Source organism: Nocardia carnea NBRC 14403 (assembly GCF_000308515.1).
GTDB lineage: Bacteria > Actinomycetota > Actinomycetes > Mycobacteriales > Mycobacteriaceae > Nocardia > Nocardia carnea.
On record NZ_BAFV01000047.1, the window covers coordinates 13,171 to 31,256 of the forward strand.

The 18,086-nt window shown below is 69.1% G+C and carries 19 protein-coding genes; 8 read left to right on the forward strand and 11 right to left on the reverse strand.

The window, feature by feature from the left end; all coding sequences use genetic code 11:
* Nucleotides 1-22 precede the first annotated feature (22 nt).
* The gene (gene hemE, locus ON22_RS16620; RefSeq protein ID WP_051157714.1) at nt 23-1,078 is read right to left on the reverse strand and encodes a uroporphyrinogen decarboxylase; all 1,056 of its coding nucleotides are present in this window, start codon (nt 1,076-1,078) and stop codon (nt 23-25) included.
* A 209-nt stretch (nt 1,079-1,287) separates the two neighbouring features.
* On the opposite strand from hemE, the gene ON22_RS16625 reads away from it, so the two are divergent.
* Together ON22_RS16625 and ON22_RS16630 are read left to right on the forward strand one after the other, a co-directional pair.
* On the forward strand, nt 1,288-1,923 hold the full coding sequence (locus ON22_RS16625) for a DUF3000 domain-containing protein (RefSeq protein ID WP_081595621.1): 636 nt from the start codon (nt 1,288-1,290) through the stop codon (nt 1,921-1,923).
* Between the two features lie 38 nt (nt 1,924-1,961).
* Complete coding sequence (locus ON22_RS16630; RefSeq protein WP_081595622.1) at nt 1,962-3,332, forward strand: ribonuclease D; 1,371 nt, start codon at nt 1,962-1,964, stop codon at nt 3,330-3,332.
* Nucleotides 3,333-3,339: 7 nt separating this feature from the next.
* Here the strand turns inward: ON22_RS16630 and dxs are convergent, their stop codons facing one another.
* On the reverse strand, nt 3,340-5,238 hold the full coding sequence (gene dxs, locus ON22_RS16635) for a 1-deoxy-D-xylulose-5-phosphate synthase (protein WP_033241512.1): 1,899 nt from the start codon (nt 5,236-5,238) through the stop codon (nt 3,340-3,342).
* A gap of 221 nt (nt 5,239-5,459) precedes the next feature.
* Between dxs and ON22_RS16640 the strand changes: the two genes are divergently transcribed.
* Entirely contained in the window at nt 5,460-6,134 is a 675-nt protein-coding gene (locus tag ON22_RS16640) for an SIMPL domain-containing protein (protein WP_033241511.1), read from the forward strand.
* Between the two features lie 122 nt (nt 6,135-6,256).
* Here ON22_RS16640 and ON22_RS16645 read toward each other — a convergent pair whose 3' ends face one another.
* The gene (locus ON22_RS16645; protein WP_033241510.1) at nt 6,257-7,633 is read right to left on the reverse strand and encodes a class I SAM-dependent RNA methyltransferase; all 1,377 of its coding nucleotides are present in this window, start codon (nt 7,631-7,633) and stop codon (nt 6,257-6,259) included.
* Nucleotides 7,634-7,771: 138 nt separating this feature from the next.
* Nucleotides 7,772-9,760 (reverse strand): APC family permease, encoded by a 1,989-nt coding sequence (locus tag ON22_RS16650; protein WP_033242261.1) that lies wholly within the window; start codon nt 9,758-9,760, stop codon nt 7,772-7,774.
* 219 nt (nt 9,761-9,979) lie between these two features.
* On the opposite strand from ON22_RS16650, the gene ON22_RS16655 reads away from it, so the two are divergent.
* Together ON22_RS16655 and ON22_RS16660 are read left to right on the forward strand one after the other, a co-directional pair.
* Entirely contained in the window at nt 9,980-10,645 is a 666-nt protein-coding gene (locus ON22_RS16655) for a potassium channel family protein (RefSeq protein WP_033241509.1), read from the forward strand.
* 2 nt (nt 10,646-10,647) lie between these two features.
* Nucleotides 10,648-11,367: a potassium channel family protein gene (locus tag ON22_RS16660; RefSeq protein WP_051157716.1), complete on the forward strand. Its 720-nt coding sequence runs from the start codon at nt 10,648-10,650 to the stop codon at nt 11,365-11,367.
* A gap of 129 nt (nt 11,368-11,496) precedes the next feature.
* On the opposite strand, the gene shbA is transcribed toward ON22_RS16660, so the two are convergent.
* The 3 genes from shbA to ON22_RS16675 form a co-directional block, all read right to left on the reverse strand.
* A complete protein-coding gene (shbA, locus tag ON22_RS16665; RefSeq protein WP_081595623.1) occupies nt 11,497-12,135 on the reverse strand; it encodes an RNA polymerase sigma factor ShbA in 639 nt (212 codons plus the stop codon).
* Between the two features lie 115 nt (nt 12,136-12,250).
* The gene (locus tag ON22_RS16670; RefSeq protein WP_033241508.1) at nt 12,251-12,973 is read right to left on the reverse strand and encodes a DUF3159 domain-containing protein; all 723 of its coding nucleotides are present in this window, start codon (nt 12,971-12,973) and stop codon (nt 12,251-12,253) included.
* Between the two features lie 3 nt (nt 12,974-12,976).
* Entirely contained in the window at nt 12,977-13,381 is a 405-nt protein-coding gene (locus ON22_RS16675; protein WP_033241507.1) for an OB-fold nucleic acid binding domain-containing protein, read from the reverse strand.
* 91 nt (nt 13,382-13,472) lie between these two features.
* On the opposite strand from ON22_RS16675, the gene ON22_RS16680 reads away from it, so the two are divergent.
* Nucleotides 13,473-14,204, forward strand: coding sequence for an alpha/beta fold hydrolase (locus ON22_RS16680; RefSeq protein WP_051157717.1), 732 nt, complete (start codon nt 13,473-13,475; stop codon nt 14,202-14,204).
* A gap of 41 nt (nt 14,205-14,245) precedes the next feature.
* Here ON22_RS16680 and ON22_RS16685 read toward each other — a convergent pair whose 3' ends face one another.
* Together ON22_RS16685 and dut are read right to left on the reverse strand one after the other, a co-directional pair.
* A complete protein-coding gene (locus ON22_RS16685; RefSeq protein ID WP_033241506.1) occupies nt 14,246-15,211 on the reverse strand; it encodes a DUF3710 domain-containing protein in 966 nt (321 codons plus the stop codon).
* A gap of 1 nt (nt 15,212) precedes the next feature.
* A complete protein-coding gene (gene dut / locus ON22_RS16690) occupies nt 15,213-15,707 on the reverse strand; it encodes a dUTP diphosphatase (RefSeq protein ID WP_081595624.1) in 495 nt (164 codons plus the stop codon).
* A gap of 52 nt (nt 15,708-15,759) precedes the next feature.
* Between dut and ON22_RS16695 the strand changes: the two genes are divergently transcribed.
* Nucleotides 15,760-16,275 carry a DUF3093 domain-containing protein gene (locus ON22_RS16695; RefSeq protein ID WP_081595625.1) on the forward strand — a complete coding sequence of 172 codons (516 nt, stop codon included), beginning with the start codon at nt 15,760-15,762 and terminating at the stop codon, nt 16,273-16,275.
* A 13-nt stretch (nt 16,276-16,288) separates the two neighbouring features.
* On the opposite strand, the gene ON22_RS16700 is transcribed toward ON22_RS16695, so the two are convergent.
* The gene (locus tag ON22_RS16700) at nt 16,289-16,591 is read right to left on the reverse strand and encodes a DUF4193 domain-containing protein (protein ID WP_033241504.1); all 303 of its coding nucleotides are present in this window, start codon (nt 16,589-16,591) and stop codon (nt 16,289-16,291) included.
* Between the two features lie 393 nt (nt 16,592-16,984).
* On the opposite strand from ON22_RS16700, the gene cei reads away from it, so the two are divergent.
* Nucleotides 16,985-17,665 (forward strand): envelope integrity protein Cei, encoded by a 681-nt coding sequence (gene cei, locus ON22_RS16705; protein ID WP_033241503.1) that lies wholly within the window; start codon nt 16,985-16,987, stop codon nt 17,663-17,665.
* A gap of 6 nt (nt 17,666-17,671) precedes the next feature.
* Here cei and ON22_RS16710 read toward each other — a convergent pair.
* Nucleotides 17,672-18,086: inositol monophosphatase family protein (locus ON22_RS16710; protein WP_043740247.1), on the reverse strand; the 415-nt coding region annotated here is incomplete at its 5' end.

Genomic DNA, 18,086 nt, shown 5'->3' on the forward strand with positions numbered 1-18,086 from the left:
ACGGTCGGTCGAGCCGGCGGTCTTACAGCTCGTGGATCAGCTCGACCAGCGCCGTCAGTACCCCGGGGTCGGTATCCGGGAGCACGCCGTGGCCGAGGTTGAAGATATGGCCCGTGGCGCCCATCGCGAGCGCGGAATCCGCTTCGTCGGCGATCCGCCGCGCCTCGGCCTCCACGACCGGCCCGCCGGCGAACAGCACGGACGGGTCCAGATTGCCCTGCAGGGCTTTTCCGGGGCCGACGCGGCGGACCGCCTCGGTGAGCGGTACCCGCCAGTCGACACCGACCACATCGGCGCCGGCCTCCCCCATCGCACCGAGCAGTTCCCCCGTGCCCACACCGAAGTGGATCCGGGGTACCCCGGCGTCGGCGACTTCGGCGAAAACCCGTTCCGAATGCGGCAGGACATACCGGCGATAGTCGGCCAGAGACAGGGCGCCGGCCCAGGAGTCGAACAGCTGGATCGCGTCCACCCCGGCGTCGAGCTGGGCGCGCAGGAACACGATGGTGATATCGGTGAGCACGCCGAGCAGCGCGTGCCAGGAGGCCGGATCGCCGTGCATCATCGCCTTGGTGCGCTCATGATGCTTACTGGGCCCGCCCTCGACCAGGTACGACGCCAGGGTGAAGGGAGCGCCGGCGAATCCGATCAGCGGGGTCTGCCCGAGCTCGCCGACCAGCAACCGGACCCCGTCGGTGACGGCACCGACTTCCTCGGGTCGCAGGCGGGGCAGCGCCTGGATATCGGCCGCGGTCCGCACCGGTGAGGTGACGACCGGGCCCACCCCGGGGGCGATATCGAGGTCGATACCGGCCGCTTTCAGCGGGACGACGATATCGGAGAACAGGATCGCCGCGTCCACCCCGTGCCGGCGGACCGGCTGCAGCGTGATCTCGCAGACCAGTTCCGGATCGAAGCAGGACTGCAGCATTCCGATACCTGCCCGCAGTTCCCGGTATTCGGGCAGCGACCGCCCGGCCTGCCGCATGAACCAGACCGGCCGCCGGGCCGGTGCCGCCCCGGTTGCGGCGGCCAGGAACGGGGCATCGGACAACTGGCGGCGCGTGTAAGTGCTCATCACCGGCCATCGTATGCGGCCCCGCCTGCCACGGCGTGCAAGCCCGGACCACTGCCCCGTCCGTCCTGCGTACCGGACTCGACCCTCGACCGGATGACCAGCGGGACAGTTGCGCGGTATTTACCACGAAGGGGCACGAACGCCCAGCAACAACGGTCGCCCGGCGCGCCTCCACACGCCCCGGCTACTACAGGTCTACCGTCACTCCCGTGACACCGCTCGATATCCGCGACGGCGCACCGAACGATGGGCCCGGCGACGAACCCGCATCGTTTCGCGCTGCCGTTTCGGCGATGGGCGCCGCGTCCGTACATCCGCGGATCGAACTGTCCCCGATCCGGCCGCCGCAGCGTCTCGCCCCGTATTCCTACGCACTCGGCGCCGAGGTGATCCATGAGGACTCACCGGTGGTGCCCATCGATTCGGAGGGTGATGCGTTCGGCCGGCTGATTCTGCTACACGACCCGAACGGCGACGAGGCCTGGCACGGAGTGTTCCGGCTCGTCGCCTATATCCAGGCCGATATCGACGGCGCCCTGGCAGCCGATCCGCTGCTGCCGGAGGTCGCGTGGAGCTGGCTGGTGGATGCCCTGGAATCGCACGACGAACCGTTCACCGCGCTCGGCGGAACGGTGACCTCGACCAGTTCGGTGCGCTACGGCGATATCGCCGGGCCACCCCGGGCACATCAGCTGGAACTGCGGGCGTCGTGGACGGCCCGGACCACCGAGATGGCTCCGCACGTAGAAGCTTTCGGTGAAGTACTGGCCTATGCGGCGGGTCTGCCACCCGCGGGTATCACCGATCTACGGCCGTCGGAGTCCACCAACACCGACCGTGGTTGAATATCGGCCGTAGCCTCGGCCACGTAGAGTGGCCCTTTATGCCGGTAGTAGAGGAGCCCGAACACCTGTCCGGTGGCCACCCGGACGGTGGCGCCGTGCCGTCATCGGCGTCCGGGCCGGGGGTGGACAGCACACAGACAGGTTCGACATCGGAGAGCGGGCCGCCCGAACCGCCCGCCGCGGTCCCCCTGCTGGCCCCGGCCGACGGGATTCCCCCGGTCTGCGCGACGCCCGGCGAGGTCGCCGCGGCGGCGCAACGCCTGGCCGCCGGCACCGGACCGCTGGCCGTCGACGCCGAACGCGCCTCGGGTTTCCGCTATTCGTCTCGTGCCTACCTGATCCAGTTGCGCCGCGCCGGGGCGGGCACCGTCCTCATCGACCCGATTCCGGTCACCGAGGCGCTGGGCCCGCTGGCGGAGGCGATCAACGGCCTGGAGTGGATTCTGCATTCCGCCGATCAGGACCTGCCCGGTCTGGCCGAACTCGGGCTGCGACCGGCGAAACTGTTCGATACCGAACTGGGTGGCCGGCTGTCCGGATTTCCGCGCGTCGGCCTGGCCGCCATGGTCGAGCAGTTGCTCGGCCGGGCACTGCGTAAGGGGCACGGGGCCGCGGACTGGTCGACCCGGCCGCTGCCCGAAGCGTGGCTGAACTACGCCGCCCTGGATGTCGAACTGTTGCCCGAACTCCACGAAGCGGTGGCCGCGGACCTCGCCGACCAGGGCAAAACCGACTGGGCAGCGCAGGAATTCGAACATATCCGGCTCGCCGAACCCGCGGCACCCAAACCGGACCGCTGGCGGCGCACCTCCGGAATCCACACCCTGCGCCGGGCCCGCCAGCTCGCGATCGTGCGGGAACTCTGGACCACCCGCGACACCTTGGCGCGCGGGCGCGATATCGCGCCGTCGCGGATCCTCCCGGATTCGGCCATCATCGCCGCCGCGAACGCGGACCCCAAGAGCATCGGGCAACTGCGCGAGTTACCGGTTTTCGGTGGACCCCGGCAGCGCCGCTACTCACGGGAGTGGCTGGGGGCGGTGGAACGGGCCCGCGCGCTGTCCGACGAGGAGCTGCCGCGGATGAGTCAGCCCTATGAGGGCCCGCCGCCGGTCAACCGCTGGGAACGCCGCGACCCCGCCGCGGCCGCCCGGCTCACCCGCGCCCGGGCCGCGATGACAGAGATCTCGGAACGGGTCACGGTACCGGTCGAGAATCTGCTCGCACCCGATCTGGTGCGACGCCTGTGCTGGGACGGACTGCCCGATTACCGGCTCGGACCGGAATCTGCACGCGAGGTCGCCACGACGATCGACGGTTTCCTGAAATCGCACGGCGCCCGCCCGTGGCAGCGCGAACTCACGGTGGACGCGCTCGCCGGGGCGCTCACGGAGGCCCCGGCGCAGTGAACCGCTGTCAGCCGGCGTTCAGCCAGCCGGCGATGCGGCGCGCGATATCGGGGGCCGTCAACCCCAGGTCCTGACGTACCTGGGCGATACTGCCGTGGTCCAGGAATTCCTGGGGAATACCGATATCCCGGGCCGGTACATCGAGTCCGGCCGCGCGCAGGCGGGCCGATACGGTCGAGCCGATCCCGCCGTGCAGGCCGCTGTCCTCCAGGGTCACCACCAGCCGGTAGTTCTCCGCGAGTTTCACGATGGTGTCCGATACCGGCAGCACCCAGCGGGGGTCGATCACCGTCGCACTGATCTGCTCGGCCTCCAGCAGTTCCGCGGCCTGCAGCGCGGCGGGTACGAGCGAGCCGACCGCCACGAACAGCACATCACCGCGCTGGGCCCGCGCCGAAGGACCCTCGCGGTCCGGCAGCCACAGCACGTCCACCCCGTCGAGACGTTCCACGGCCCGGATATCGGCGCCGACGCTGTCCTTGGGGAACCGCAGGGCGGTGGGACCGTCGTTGACCGCGAGGGCCTCGGTCAGTTCCTCTGCCAGGGTGGCGGCGTCCCGGGGCGCGGCCACCCGCATCCCCGGCACGATGCCCAGCAGCGACAGATCCCACATACCGTTGTGGCTGGCACCGTCCGCGCCGGTGATACCGGCGCGGTCCAGCACCAGGGTGACCGGTTGCTTCAACAGCGCCACATCCATCAGCAACTGATCGAAGGCGCGGTTGAGGAAGGTCGAGTAGATCGCCACCACCGGATGCAGGCCGCCCAGCGCAAGCCCCGATGCCGAGGCCAGTGCGTGCTGTTCGGCGATCCCCACATCGAAGAGGCGATCCGGGAAGCGTTCCCCGAACGCGGACAGGCCGGTGGGGCCGGGCATGGCTGCGGTGATCGCGACGATATCGTCGCGGCGTTCCGCGTGCGCGATGAGTTCCTTGGAGAACACCGAGGTCCAGCTGGCGGCACCACCTTTGCTCACCGCTTCGCCGGTAAGGGGATCGATGGGGCCGCAGGCATGCATCTGATCGGCTACATGGTTCTCGGCCGGTTCGTATCCGTGCCCCTTCTGGGTGACGGCGTGCACCACCACCGGGCCGCCGAATTCCTTGGCATGGCGCAGGGCCGATTCCAGCGCGACGATATCGTGGCCGTCCACCGGGCCCACATACTTGATTCCGAGATCGCCGAACAGCTCCTGGGGGCTCACCGCGTCCTTGATCCCGGCCTTTACCGCGTGAACCATGGAGTACGCGGAATCACCCACGCCCGGAATGCTTTTCAGGAAACGACGGCCGGTGTCGAGCATATGTTCGTACACCGGCTGGGTACGCAGCGCGGTCAGCCGTTCGGCCAGTCCCCCGATGGTCGGCGCATAGGACCGGCCGTTGTCGTTGACCACGATCACCACCGGGCGGTCCGGCGCGCCGGCGATATTGTTCAGCGCCTCCCAGCACATGCCGCCGGTGAGCGCCCCGTCGCCGACCACCGCGACGACATGACGGTCCTGCCCGGTGAGCGCGAACGCCTTGGCCAGGCCGTCGGCATAGGACAGCGAGGCCGAGGCATGGGAGGATTCGACCCAGTCGTGCTCGCTCTCCGCGCGACTCGGATAACCCGACAACCCGTCCTTGCGGCGCAGGGTGTCGAACCCGTCCTTGCGGCCGGTCACGATCTTGTGCACATAGGCCTGATGGCCGGTGTCGAAGATCAACGGGTCGGCGGGCGAATCGAACACCCGGTGCAGTGCGAGCGTGAGTTCCACCACCCCGAGGTTCGGGCCCAGATGCCCGCCCGTGACGGCGACCTTGTGTACCAGGAACTCACGGATCTCGGCCGCCAGCTCCCGCAGTTGCGGTACCGACAGCCGACGCACGTCTTCGGGCGTATCGACCCGGGAAAGCACTCCCACCTGATTCGCTCCCTCCGGATAGCGCAGTTGATCCGACCAGTCTAGGAGCCGCGGCCGAGTGCTCACCCGACGACGAAGGCTGCGCACCGCCGCACCGGGCCGGATCCGCGGTCCGGCGTATCCGTCCAGCCTAAGGTGAACGAGGTATGCCGCGCGAACCGCGTGCACTTGCGGCCGCGCCACGCCACACGAGGGCCACCGACCCGATCCGAGGAGGCCGGATGAACCATCCGCAGACCGGAACCGTCACCGTATTCGGGCAGGGCACGGTACGTGCGGTACCGGATCTGATCGTCGTCGGTATCGGGGTGGAATGCCGCGCGAGCACCGTGGGCCTCGCCTACGAACAGGCCGGCCGGCGGCTGACCGCGATCACCACCGCGCTGCGCGACGACGAGGTATCCGATACCGATATCGCCACCGGAGTGCTGTCGGTCCGTTCGGATATCGCATGGCAGGACGGTGTATCCAGAATCACGGGATATATCGCCACCAGTGGACTGCGGATCACCCTGAGTCAGCCCGGATCCGGTGCGCCGGGCACCGCGCCCGATCCCGCAGGCGTCATCGCACACGCCGTGGCTGCCGGCGGCGACGACGCGCGACTGGGCGGCCTGCAGCACACCTTCGCCGATCGAACCCGGCTCTTGACGCGCGCCCGGGACGCAGCCTGGGACGATGCGCTGGACCGCGCCCGCCAATACGCACGCCGGGCCGCCCGCGACCTGGGCCCGGTGCTCGAGATCACCGAGGACACCGCAGCCCCGGCACCTCGCACACCGCAGGAGTCCGGCGCCGTGCGCATGGTGGCCGCGACGAGCCAGTCCTCGGTTCCGATGGAACCCGGGGAACAGGAGATCTCCGCGGTCCTACGGGTCACCTGGCAGCTGGGCTGATATCGGTTCGCCTCGGCCTGCAGACCTCCCCCGGGCACGGCGACTTTCCCGCCACTCCCGTCGGCAGACCTCCGGTCCACGGCCACGGCAGCCGGTATGTCGTCCCGGTCGTCAGCTCGCTCTCAGCGTTCCAGCAGCGCGAGGCACTCCACGTGGTGGGTCGCAGGGAACGCATCGAAGGCGCGCAGTGCACCGAGCCGGTAACCGGCGTCCAGGTACAACCGGAGATCGCGCGCGAAGGACGCCGGGTCGCAACCGATGTGCACGATGCGGTCCGGCGCGGCCGCGGTCACCGCGGAGATCACCGGTTTACCGGCCCCGGCACGCGGTGGGTCGAGTACCACCACCTGCGGCCTCGACTCCGAGTGGTCCGCGACCCACCGCTCGACCCGGCCGGTCTGCAAGGTCAGCCACGGCAGGTCGCTCAGCGCGGCATTGCCGTCGGCGACCGCGCCGGGCGCGGATTCGACCGCGTACACCGTGCCTGCGGATCCGGTCTGTGCCGCCAGCCGGGCCGCGAACACGCCCACACCGCTGTAGAGGTCCCAGGCGGTCGCTCCCACCGCCGGATCGGCCCATTCGGCGACGAGATCGGAATAGCGTTCGGCGGCGCCCCGGTGCGCCTGCCAGAAACCGGCCGCCGAGACATCCCAGCGGCGTCCCGCCACGTACTGGACGGCGCGCCCGGTTCCCTCGACCACCCATTCGTCACGCGCGGTATGCGCGGCGGCACGACGGGCCACAGCGCGACGCCGCTGCCCGTTCGGGGTGTCGGGCACCGATCCGTCCGGCCCCGCCCGGCGTTCGGGTTTCGGCCGTGCGCTCCGCCGCCGGTCGCCCGGGCCGCGGCGACTCTCTCGGGTGCCCGAACCGCGGTACTCTCCCGGCTGCGGGGCCGGGGCGAGCTCGACGATATGCCGGTGCCCTTCGTCGTCGACCGCGACCACCAGATCCGCGCCGGGTGTCCAGCGTCGCTCGGCGATCCCGTCGAGCGCGGCGGGAACCGGTTGCGGGCACCGCAGGTCCGGGAGCACTTCGGTACTCCGGTACCGGTGCACACCCGCCCTCCCGGCGGCGTCCACCACGAGCCGGACCCGGGTTCGCCAGCCCCCCGCCGAATCGGAGGGGCCGGGAATCGGCTCGACCTCCGGTTCCCGTTCTAGACCGGTGATCCGGCGCAGTTGCTCGGCGACGACCATCGATTTCAATGCGCGCTGCGCGGACGGAGTCGCGTGCGCGAAATCACAACATCCGGCGCCGCCCGGGCCCGATACCGGGCAGGTTCGCGGCACCCGGTCCGGTGAGGGCTCCAGGATGTCCACCGCATCGGCTCGGCAGAAAGCTCCCCCTCGATCCTCGGTGACCCGCGCCGAAACCAGTTCGCCCGGCAGGCCGTGCCGGACGAACACCACCCGCCCCTCGTACCGGGCCACACAGAATCCGCCGTGCCCGGGCGGACCGAGCCGCACCTCGAGCACGCGATCACGCCAGGACGTCATAGATCGATTTCTCCCTGTCCGCGTTCGATGCTGTCGGCCCGGGCACCTGCACGGGCGCGCAGGACTCGGGCGGCGCACGCGTCCCACCGGTACTCGGGAACATCGACCGGCCGTCTCGGCGCGCGCAGGGCCGCGGACTCACCCATTGTCGCCGTACCCGCGACGTACCGAACCCGGCGCCGCATGTTCGCCCGCGGTACGGGCCCGCGCCGAGGAACTGAGCTGCCACGGCACGCTGGTCACCATCACTCCGGGTTCGAACAGCAGACGGCCCTTCAGCCGCAGCGCGCTCTGGTTGTGCAGCACCTGCTCCCACCAGTGACCGACGACGTATTCGGGGATGAACACCGTCACCACATCCCGGGGCGCGTCCTTGCGTACTCGTTTCACATAGTCGAGAACGGGTTTGGTGATCTCGCGGTAAGGCGATTCCACAACTTTCAACGGTACCGGGGTATCGCTGTTCTCCCAGTCCCGCACGAGTGCGCGGGTGTCCTCCTCGTCGACATTCACCGTGATCGCCTCGAGCGTGTCCGGGCGGCCTGCGCGGGCATAGGCCAGCGCGCGCCGGGTCGGCAGATGCAGCCGCGATACCAGCACGATCGAATGGGTCCGGCTGGGCAGAACCCCATCCCATTCGTGTTCCTCGAGTTCGCGGGCCACCGAATCGTAGTGGTGGTGGATCATCTTCATCACCACGAAGATCACCGCCATCGTCACGATCGCGATCCAGGCACCGGCGAAGAACTTCGTGACCAGCACCACCACAAGCACCGTGCCGGTGGCCACCAGCCCGAGCGCGTTGATGGCTCGTGACCGCCGCATCCGCGACCGCTCGGCCGGATCGGTTTCCCGGCGCAGCAACCGGGTCCAATGCCGCAGCATGCCGGTCTGGCTCAGGGTGAACGACACGAAAACGCCGATGATGTAGAGCTGGATGAGTTTGGTGACTTCCGCGTCGAACGCCACCACGAACCCGATCGCCCCCACCGCCAGGAACAGGATGCCGTTGCTGAAGGCCAGCCGGTCGCCGCGGGTGTGCAACTGCCGGGGCAGGAACCGGGCCTGGGCCAGGACCGAGCCGAGCACCGGGAACCCGTTGTAGGCGGTATTGGCCGCCAGGACCAGGATCACCGCCGTCACCACTGCCACGAAGTAGAAACCGGGCGTGAATGTGTCGAACACCGCGTGCGCGATCTGCGTGACCAGAGTTTTCTGCTGATAGTCCGCCGGGGCACCGATCAGATGCGCCGTGTTCTCGGCGAAGACCACATGCGCTTCGCGGGCAAGCACGATGATGCCGAGAAACAAGGCTATGGAGATACCGCCGAGCATCAGCAGCGTGGTCGCGGCATTACGCGATTTCGGTTTGCGGAACGCCGGGACGCCGTTGCTGATCGCTTCGACACCGGTCAGTGCCGCGCTTCCCGAGGAAAAGGCGCGGGCGAGCATGAAAACCAGTGCCACCCCCGCCAGGTGCTCTTCCTCGGCCCGCAGTTCGAACGCGGCCGATTCGGCTCGTACTTCGTCGCCGAGGACGAAGACGCGGATCAGGCCCCAGCCGAGCATCGCGAACATACCGACCAGGAACGCGTACGACAGCAGTGCGAACGTCCGCCCGGATTCGCGCACTCCGCGCAGGTTCATGGCGGTGAGCAGGGCGATCGCGGCCACCGCGAACAACACCTTGTGGGTGGCGACAAACGGTATCGCCGATCCGATGGTGGAGGCAGCCGAGGATATCGAGACCGCGACCGTCAGCACATAGTCGACCAGCAGCGCGCTGCCGACCGCCAAGCCGGCGGTGGGTCCGAGATTGGTGGTGACCACCTCGAAGTCGCCGCCGCCGGACGGGTAGGCGTGCACATTCTGCCGATAGCTGGCGACCACGATGATCATCACGACCGCGACGGCGAGTCCGAGCCACGGGGCGTAGGCGTAACCGGCGAGTCCGGATACCGACAGGACGAGGAAGATCTCCTCGGGCGCATAGGCGACCGAGGACATCGCGTCCGAGGCGAATACCGGCAGCGCGATACGTTTCGGCAGCAGGGTGTGGCCCAGGGCGTCACTACGGAAAGGCCGCCCCAGCACCAGGCGTTTGGTGGCGGTCGTCAACTTCGACACTGGACGGAGCATAAGCCCCCGCACCGCCCGTCGCCGCCAGGCATTACCGGATTACCGGTTTGCCCGGGTTCGGCAGGGGGAACCTGGCAGAGGGCGCGATCCGGCGAGTACGGTTCGTTTCGCGGCAACCGCGTGGCTACGCGGCAACACTCGCCGCGGGGCCGTGCCGCACGATCGGGCGCGGCCGTCGGCGGTGCAGAGTCAGGAGCGGGATTCACGGTGTACGTGGTGATCATGGGATGCGGACGGGTGGGGGCCTCGCTGGCCCGTGCTCTGGTCCGGATAGGGCATGAGGTCGCCGTGATCGACCGGAATCCGGACGCGTTCCGGCGGCTGGGCGACGATTTCCCGGGCGAACGGGTCACCGGGGTCGGCTTCGATCGCGATGTGCTGCGCCGGGCGGGTATCGAACGAGCCGGCGCGTTCGCCGCGGTCTCCTCCGGCGACAACTCCAACATCATCTCCGCCCGGGTGGCGCGCGAGATGTTCGGTATCGACCGAGTGGTGGCGCGGATCTACGACGCCAAACGCGCCGCCGTCTACGAGCGGCTCGGCATCCCGACCATCGCGACCGTGCCCTGGACCACCGACCGTTTCCTGCACAACCTGCTGGGCGATGCGGGCACCACCACCTGGCGCGACCCCACCGGCACGGTCGCCGTTGCCCAGCTGGTCCTGCACGAGGACTGGTACGGGCGCACCGTGCGCGATCTGGAGAGCGCCACCGGCGCCCGGGTCGCATTCATCATCCGTTTCGGGCAGGGCGTTCTGCCCGACGCCAAAACCGTCGTCCAGGCCGACGACACCGTGTATGTGGCCGCGACTTCCGGTTCCGCCGGTGAAGCGGTCGCGCTGGCCGCGAAACCCCCAGCGAACAAGGACTGATCATGAAGGTGGCCATTGCCGGAGCCGGGGCCGTCGGCCGCTCCATCGCGCGCGAACTGCTGCGATCGGGGCACACTGTCATGCTGCTCGAACGCCAGCTCGACCATATCGACCGCGATTCGGTGCGCGACGCGGTCTGGGTGCACGCCGACGCCTGCGAACTGCAACTACTCGAAGACGCGGGCCTGCAGGACTACGAGGTCGTCATCGCCGCCACCGGCGACGACAAGGCCAACCTGGTACACAGCCTGCTGGCCAAAACCGAGTTCGGAGTACGCCGGGTGGTGGCGCGGGTCAACGATCCCCGCAACGAATGGCTCTTCGACGAGGCGTGGGGGGTCGATGTCGCGGTTTCGACCCCACGGCTGCTGGCCTCGCTGGTGGAGGAGGCGGTCACGGTGGGCGATCTGGTCCGGTTGATGACTCTGCGGCAAGGTCAGGCGAACCTCGTCGAACTCACCCTGCCGCCCGATACCACCCTGGCCGGTAAACCGGTCCGCAGCCTGCGCCTGCCGCGTGATTCCGCCCTGGTCACCATCCTTCGCGGCGGGCGGGTGATCGTGCCCCAGCCCGACGATCCCTTCGAAGGCGACGACGAACTGCTGTTCGTCGCCTCCGCCGAGGCGGAGGAGGAACTGCGCTCGGTACTGGCACCGATCGGCGCCGCCGAATCCACGGCCACCCCAGCGGGCCTCACACCCTCGCAGGACGCCGAATACTGACCCCGGCACCATGAGCGGGGCTCGGAGCCGGTAGCGCAGCGTCCACTCCGCAGAGCCCACGCTCGTTCCGGATGACGACTCGCTCGTTCCGGATGACACCGCACCCGGCCGGGCCGCTCGGCACGGGCGTCAAGCGGCAATGGGCCGCGCGGCACGGGCCCGCAGCTTGTTCAGGGCCCGGTACTGCATGACCCGGACAACCCCTGCGCTGGTGCCCAGTTCTGCCGCGGTTTCGGCCGCGCTCAAGCCGAGCACGATCCGCATCACCAGTACCTTCCGATGCACCGGATTCAGCTGCTGCATGAGCTCGCGGGCCACCGCGCCCTGTTCGGCCGCCAGCGCCCACTCCTCCGGACCCGCCGCCGTCGAAGCCAGATCGGGAATATCCGCGACGGGGTAGGCCGGGTGGACCTGTGCCCCGCGAAAGGCGTCGGACACTTTGTTCGCCGCGATTCCGTAGACGAAGGCGAGGAACGATTTCCCCTGGTCCCGGTAGCGGGGGATCGCGGCGACGGTGGCCATGAGGACTTCCTGGGTGACATCGTCGGCCGTCACATGCAGATGGGCCGGATTTCCCAGCCGGTTACGGCAGTAGCGCTGTACCAGTGGTTGCACCAGCCGCAGGATTTCGGCCACCGCGCGGCGGTCACCGCCGGCCGCGGGTTCGACCAGGAGGTCGAGTTCGGCGGAAACCAGGCGGCTCTGTGACCGCACCGGATGCTCACGCCCCCGCTCCGGACGTGTGATCGTGTGCTGCTCGGTACGCATTCGCCAGTCCTCTCGGCAGATCGTGTTCTGTAACGATCGTCCGATGAACGGCGCTGTCGGGATAGACACCAAAGGGTGGGTCATCCGCCACCCTGGCGGGATCGGCGCGTCCGGATCAGGCGGCGTGCCGCGCCGAGGAAGAGGAGGAGGCCGGCAGATGGCCCGCCCGGCGTACCGCCCAGACGGTCACCACGAGGGCGAGCGCGGTGAGCGGCCAGCCCATCGCGATCCGGGCGGCGGCGAGCCAGCCCGTGCTGTCGGCCGCGTACAGATGGTGCTGCACCAGGTATCGGGCGCCGAAAACGAGCACCCAGGCCGCGGTCGCCACATCGTAGAGCCGTACCACGCGGGAATCGGTGCGCCAGCCGACGCCGTGGCCGTTGAGTACGCCCCAGACCACGCCGACGAGTGGCCGGCGGACCAGGATCGAGATCAGGAATGCGGCCCCGTAGACGAGGCTGGTGTAGATGCCGAACAGGAAGAAACCCTTGGCCTCTCCCACCCGCCAGGCGATCAACGCGCAGATCCCGACGCCCAGGAATCCGGAGATCGCCGGCTGGATCGGCTCCCGGCGTACCAGCCGCCAGACCAGCACGGCACCCGCCACACCCAGTGCCGCCCAGATCGCCACGGTGAGACCGAGCAACGCGTTCATCGGAACGAACACCAGCACCGGCAGGGTGGAGTAGATCAGCCCGGAGAAACCGCCCAACTGTTCGAGCAAGGTCTGCTGCGCGGGCTCGGCCCGCTCCTCATCCGGTACATCGTCCGCGGACGGTTCCGGTGCGGGGATGGTCCGCGGTAGCGGCGTGGTGGCGTACTCGTCGCTCGATGCCATGCGTCAGCTGTTTCCGCGCAATTCGTAGTAGGGGTTGTAGATCACCTTGCGGCCCTCGCGTTCACCGATACGGCCGCGCACCATGATGCGCCGCCCCGATTCGATACCGGGAATCCGGCGTCGCCCGATCCACACCAGCGTGATGGCATCGGTACCGTCGTAGAACTCCGCCTGCACATTCGCTCCGGCGGCCTGCGGACACGAATCGACGCTGCGCAACCTGCCCAGCATCGTCGCCTCCTCACCGCGCCGGCACTCCGAGACCCGGCAGGCGCCCGAAGCGTCCGCCGACTCCGCCAGCTCCTCGGCGTCGAGCTGATCGAGATCCTCGGTCAACCTGCGGCCGAGCCTGCGAAAATATCCTGTTGCGGACTTGGCGCCCGCTCTTCTTCCGGCCGAGGAAGACATCGCTTGCTCTCCTGCTGCGCGGACGGCGTGGGTCGCACGTCATCCGAGATTCTCTGCTACGGCCCGGCTGTGGCCGTACCCGCCACTGTAGATGGGTACCGGCGGCACCGCTACGCTCGGTCCGGTGTTCGATTCCCCACGTCCGGCAGTCGTGGTCGCGCTCCCCGGCACCGGCTCCGATGCGCATTTCGCCCGCCGCGCCTTCGAGCCCGCCTGCACCGCACGCGGGCTCGAGCTGATAGCAGTCGATCCCGAACCGGGTGCGGTGATCGCCGGCTACCTCGCCGCCCTGGATACCGCCGCCGCCCGTGGCCCGGTCCTGGCAGCGGGTATCTCCTTGGGGGCGGCGGTAGCCCTGGAATGGGCCGGCCGTCGCGCGCCGAAGGACGTGGCGGGCGTTGTCGCCGCACTGCCGGCCTGGACCGGCCCGGATACGGCGCATTGCCCCGCCACTCTCAGCGCCTCGGTCACCGCCGCACAACTGCGCGCAGAGGGTCTCGAACCGGTCGTCACCCGGATGCGGGCGAGCAGCCCGCGCTGGCTCGCCGACGCACTCACCCGCTCATGGCGCTCACAGTGGCCCGGATTGCCGGACGCACTGGAAGAAGCCGCCCAGTACAAATGGCCGGAGACGACGCTGCTGGACACGCTGGCGGTCCCGCTGGCGGTGATCGCCGCCGCGGACGATCCGGTGCATCCGGTCGCCGTCGGCCGGGAGTGGGCGCGCCGCGCACCGCGTTCGGTGATCACCGAGATCACCCTCGACGAGCTCGGCGCCGATCCCGCGGTCGTGGGCCGGCTCGGCCTGCGGTACGCCCGCTGACCGAACGCGGCCCCCTCGGCCGGCCCGCGAAAACAAGGCCGTCAGTTGCGGCCGAGCTGCTGCATCGCCGACCCCTCGGCCCCACGCCGCGGCTGCTGTGGCTGCTGCGGAGGTAGTACCGAACCGGTCTGCGCCGGCCGCGGGGCGCTCTGCTGCGCGGCAGCGGCCTGCTGGGCCTGCTGCTGCTGTTGTTGCTGCTGCTGATGGGCCGCGGTGAGCTGCTCGGCGAGCTGTTGCGGGAGCACCACCGGCAGCGGTTCCCGCACCGGGAGCGCATCGGCGCCGCGGCGGATGATCGTTTCGCTGAGCACCGCCCGGGCCGCGGCCACCAGCGGGCTACCGACCGCGGTGGACCCCGACGGGCCGGCCGCCACCAGGCGGATCATCCATCGATAACCGTCCACACCGATGAAACGCAGATCGGCCCCCTCGGTGACGGCGACCAGTTCACGGCCCCACGGACCCTTCTCCACCGAAACCCGGGCGCCGTCCTTGCGCAGCGATTCCGCGAGATCGGCCGCCACCGTGCGCCACTGCCCCTTGGACTTGGGCGCGGCATAGGCCGCGACCGTGATCCGCCCGTGTTCGGTGGCCAGATGCACCGCCTGCGGAGTGCCCTGTGGGGTCATCTCGACCTGCAGCTGCCCGCCCGGCGGTACCGGCAGGATCACCGAGCCGAGATCGAGCCGGGTATCGGTGAATTCCGCCAGCACCTCGGCGACATCGTCGTAGTCGTAGGGACCCCGCCGGTGCGGCTCGGTATCGGGATCGTCGATCGCGGCGTCATAGGCGTCGCTGTAGGCGGCACCGCCGTACCCGTCGTCGTAGCTGTCGTCGTGGTCACCGGGGTACCGATCGTCGGCGGCGCGGTGATATCCGCCGTCGTCGTACTCGCCGTAATCGGCGTACTCGGCGTACTCGCCCTGGTACTCGCCGGTGCGGTATTCGCCGGTGTCGTACCGTTCGTCCTCGGATCTGCGTCCGCCCGATTTCCGTCGTCCGAACATGTCAGGCCTCCTTGCCCTGGGCGCCGTCGGCACCGTTCGGCATCAAACTCGCGTGTCCCCCACTGGACCCGTACCCGCCCGCGCCGCGCACGGAGTCGTCGAGCCGGTCCACTGCCACGAAATCGACCAGTTCCACGCGTTGCACCAGCAACTGCGCGATCCGGTCGCCGCGGCGCAATTCGATAGGTGTCCGTCGATCGTGGTTGATCAGGCACACCTTGATCTCACCGCGGTATCCGGCGTCGATCGTTCCCGGTGTGTTCACCACGGACAAGCCGGTCTTGGCGGCCAGACCGGACCGGGGATGGATGAGCCCGACCGTGCCCACCGGTAGCGCGATCGCGATACCGGTGCCGACCAGCACCCGCTCTCCCGGCTCCAGGACGACATCCTCGGCGGTGCACAGGTCCACGCCCGCATCGCCGTCATGGGCGCGACTGGGCATGGGGATCCCCGGATCCAGCCGGAGCAGTGGTATCGGTGAGAGTGCGTTCACGTCCGACCAGCCTACGCGCAGCGGCGGCGGGCATGTCGCTTAGTGTTGAGTCGTGTCCGACCAGCCTCGACTCACCGAATCCGGCCACCCTGTACGGCCGGCGCCACCTGTCCATCGCGAGCGCCTCTGGGTACCGCTGTGGTGGTGGCCGGTGGGCTTCGCACTCGCCGCCCTGCTCGCCGCGGAGGTCCATATGGGAGCGCCCGGCCTGCGGGCCTGGCTGCCGTATGTGCTGCTGCTCCCGATCCCGGTCTGGGTGCTGCTCTGGTTCAGCCGGCATCGGGTCGAGGTCGCCGCCGACAGCAGCGGAACACCGGAACTGCGCGTCGACCGAGCGCATCTGCCGGTCTCCTTCGTGTCCCGTGCGACGGTGGTGCCCCGCAGCGCCAAGACCGCAGCCCTGGGCCGCCAGCTCGACCCGGCCGCCTATGTCCAGCATCGCCCGTGGATCGGCACCATGGTGCTGCTGGTGCTCGACGATCCGGATGATCCGACGCCGTACTGGCTGGTCAGTACGCGCCGGCCCGAAGAGGTACTGACCGCGCTCGGAATTCCGAGCGCGGAATGACCTCGCGCAGCCGTCAGGCCGCGCAATCCATGCAAAGCAGCTGCCCGCCTGCCTCGCTTGCCAGGCGGCTGCGGTGATGCACCAGGAAACAGCTCGAACAGGTGAACTCGTCCGCCTGTTTCGGAACCACCCGAACCGTCAGCACTTCTTCGGACAGGTCCGCGCCGGGGAGCTCGAACGACTCCGCGGTATCGGATTCGTCGACATCCACGACGGCGGACTGGGCTTCGTTGCGACGCGCCTTCAGCTCCTCGAGCGAATCCTCCGAAACATCGTCGGTTTCGGTGCGCCTCGGTGCGTCATAGTCGGTTGCCATGTCGTCTTCCCCTCGTCCTTACTCCGTATATCCGGATCGGCGTACGCCATCGGTTTCGACCGCGGCAGCCGCCCCGCCGGTGGTGCACTTCACATGCGTACCGGTCTCCTATCAGCGTGAATCTGTGGACACACCGCCGATAGCGTCCGGACAACGCGTGAGTTGCCCTGGTTGTTCCCGCGACCGATCGCCGATTTACTCACCGATGTTTCGGTCTGGGCGGGCAGACAATAGCGGACCGTGCGGAAATTGTCGCAATCGAAACCCAGCCGTGTCGAAACCGCCGGGCAATCGATACGCCGGGTCACGGCGCGGTAGGAGGCGCCGGCCCGGCGCGCCCGCCGACGACCGGGTAATGCGCGGGCCCCGGACTCGGGTACGTACAGTGTCGACGTGGTTTCACTGATCACCGAAGGCAGTTCGACGGATGCCAAAGGCCGTCCCTACCCGCGCCGGCGGATGCGCCCCTGGCTCATTCTGGTCGTTGTGCTCACGTTGATCTGCGCAGCTCTGTGGACCAGTGCGCTGACCACCAAGGACGACGACTACACGCCGATGGCCTGCAATTCGCCGAGTCCGGCAACCGACCCCAAGGCGGCCCCGCAGCCGCTGCCCGGGCAGCGGCTGAGCGCGGACTCGCTGGCGGATGTGGAACCCGCTCCGATGGCGGATACGAAGGTGCGCGTCCTCAACGCGAACGGCCAGCGCGGCCAGGCCGCGCATGTGGCCGCACAACTCGGCGACCTCGGATTCCGCAGCGTATCCGGCGACCCCTACGGTAACGATCCGATATATGCCAACGGTGATCTCGAATGCACCGGGCAGATCCGGTTCGGCGAGAGCGGTCGCCCGGTCGCGGCCGCCGTCCAACTGGCCGTGCCGTGTGCCGAACTCATCGAGGACAAGCGCGACGACAACAGCGTCGACCTGGTCCTGGGCTCCGTGTTCGGCGGTGATCTGCAACCCAACAACGACGCCGAAGAAGTGCTGCGGTCACTGAAGAACCCGGTGAGCGGCGAGAGCCCGGATATCGACCCCGAGATGCTCGAGGCGGCCCGGACCGCGCGCTGCTGAGCGCGCTCAGGCTTCCGGAATCGGCGCCGACAGCTCCAGCCGGTCCAGCAACGCGAACAGTTCCTCGCTGATCCCGGGCGCGGCGGCCACCACCAGCGCGCCCGCGGACCCCGGGGTGGCCAACGGCGGCAAGCGCAGCACCGCTCCGGCCTCGGCGGCGATCAGCCCGCCGGCCGCCCAATCCCACGGGTTGAGCCCGTGCTCGTAATGGGCGTCGACCCGGCCCTCGGCGACCATGCACAGATCCAGCGCGGCCGCGCCGATGCGACGGATATCACGCACATGGGGCAGCAGTTCGGCGACATAGGCGGCCTGCCGGGTCCGCCGCGCTACGCCGTAGCCGAAGCCGGTGGCGACCAGCGCCAGCCGCGCCGAGCGCACCGGGTTGCAGCGCAGCGCGGTCGCCTTCCCGCCCGGGCCG

Coding starts and splice junctions, on each gene's coding strand:
- ON22_RS16670 (WP_033241508.1), bottom strand. CDS start 12,973: ATGGCATCGAGCGACGAGTACGCCACCACGCCGCTACCGCGGACCATC.
- ON22_RS16680 (WP_051157717.1), top strand. CDS start 13,473: ATGGGTACCGGCGGCACCGCTACGCTCGGTCCGGTGTTCGATTCCCCA.
- ON22_RS16630 (WP_081595622.1), top strand. CDS start 1,962: ATGCCGGTAGTAGAGGAGCCCGAACACCTGTCCGGTGGCCACCCGGAC.
- ON22_RS16700 (WP_033241504.1), bottom strand. CDS start 16,591: ATGGCAACCGACTATGACGCACCGAGGCGCACCGAAACCGACGATGTT.
- ON22_RS16685 (WP_033241506.1), bottom strand. CDS start 15,211: ATGTTCGGACGACGGAAATCGGGCGGACGCAGATCCGAGGACGAACGG.
- shbA (WP_081595623.1), bottom strand. CDS start 12,135: ATGCGTACCGAGCAGCACACGATCACACGTCCGGAGCGGGGGCGTGAG.
- hemE (WP_051157714.1), bottom strand. CDS start 1,078: ATGAGCACTTACACGCGCCGCCAGTTGTCCGATGCCCCGTTCCTGGCC.
- ON22_RS16660 (WP_051157716.1), top strand. CDS start 10,648: ATGAAGGTGGCCATTGCCGGAGCCGGGGCCGTCGGCCGCTCCATCGCG.
- ON22_RS16675 (WP_033241507.1), bottom strand. CDS start 13,381: ATGTCTTCCTCGGCCGGAAGAAGAGCGGGCGCCAAGTCCGCAACAGGA.
- ON22_RS16645 (WP_033241510.1), bottom strand. CDS start 7,633: ATGACGTCCTGGCGTGATCGCGTGCTCGAGGTGCGGCTCGGTCCGCCC.
- ON22_RS16640 (WP_033241511.1), top strand. CDS start 5,460: ATGAACCATCCGCAGACCGGAACCGTCACCGTATTCGGGCAGGGCACG.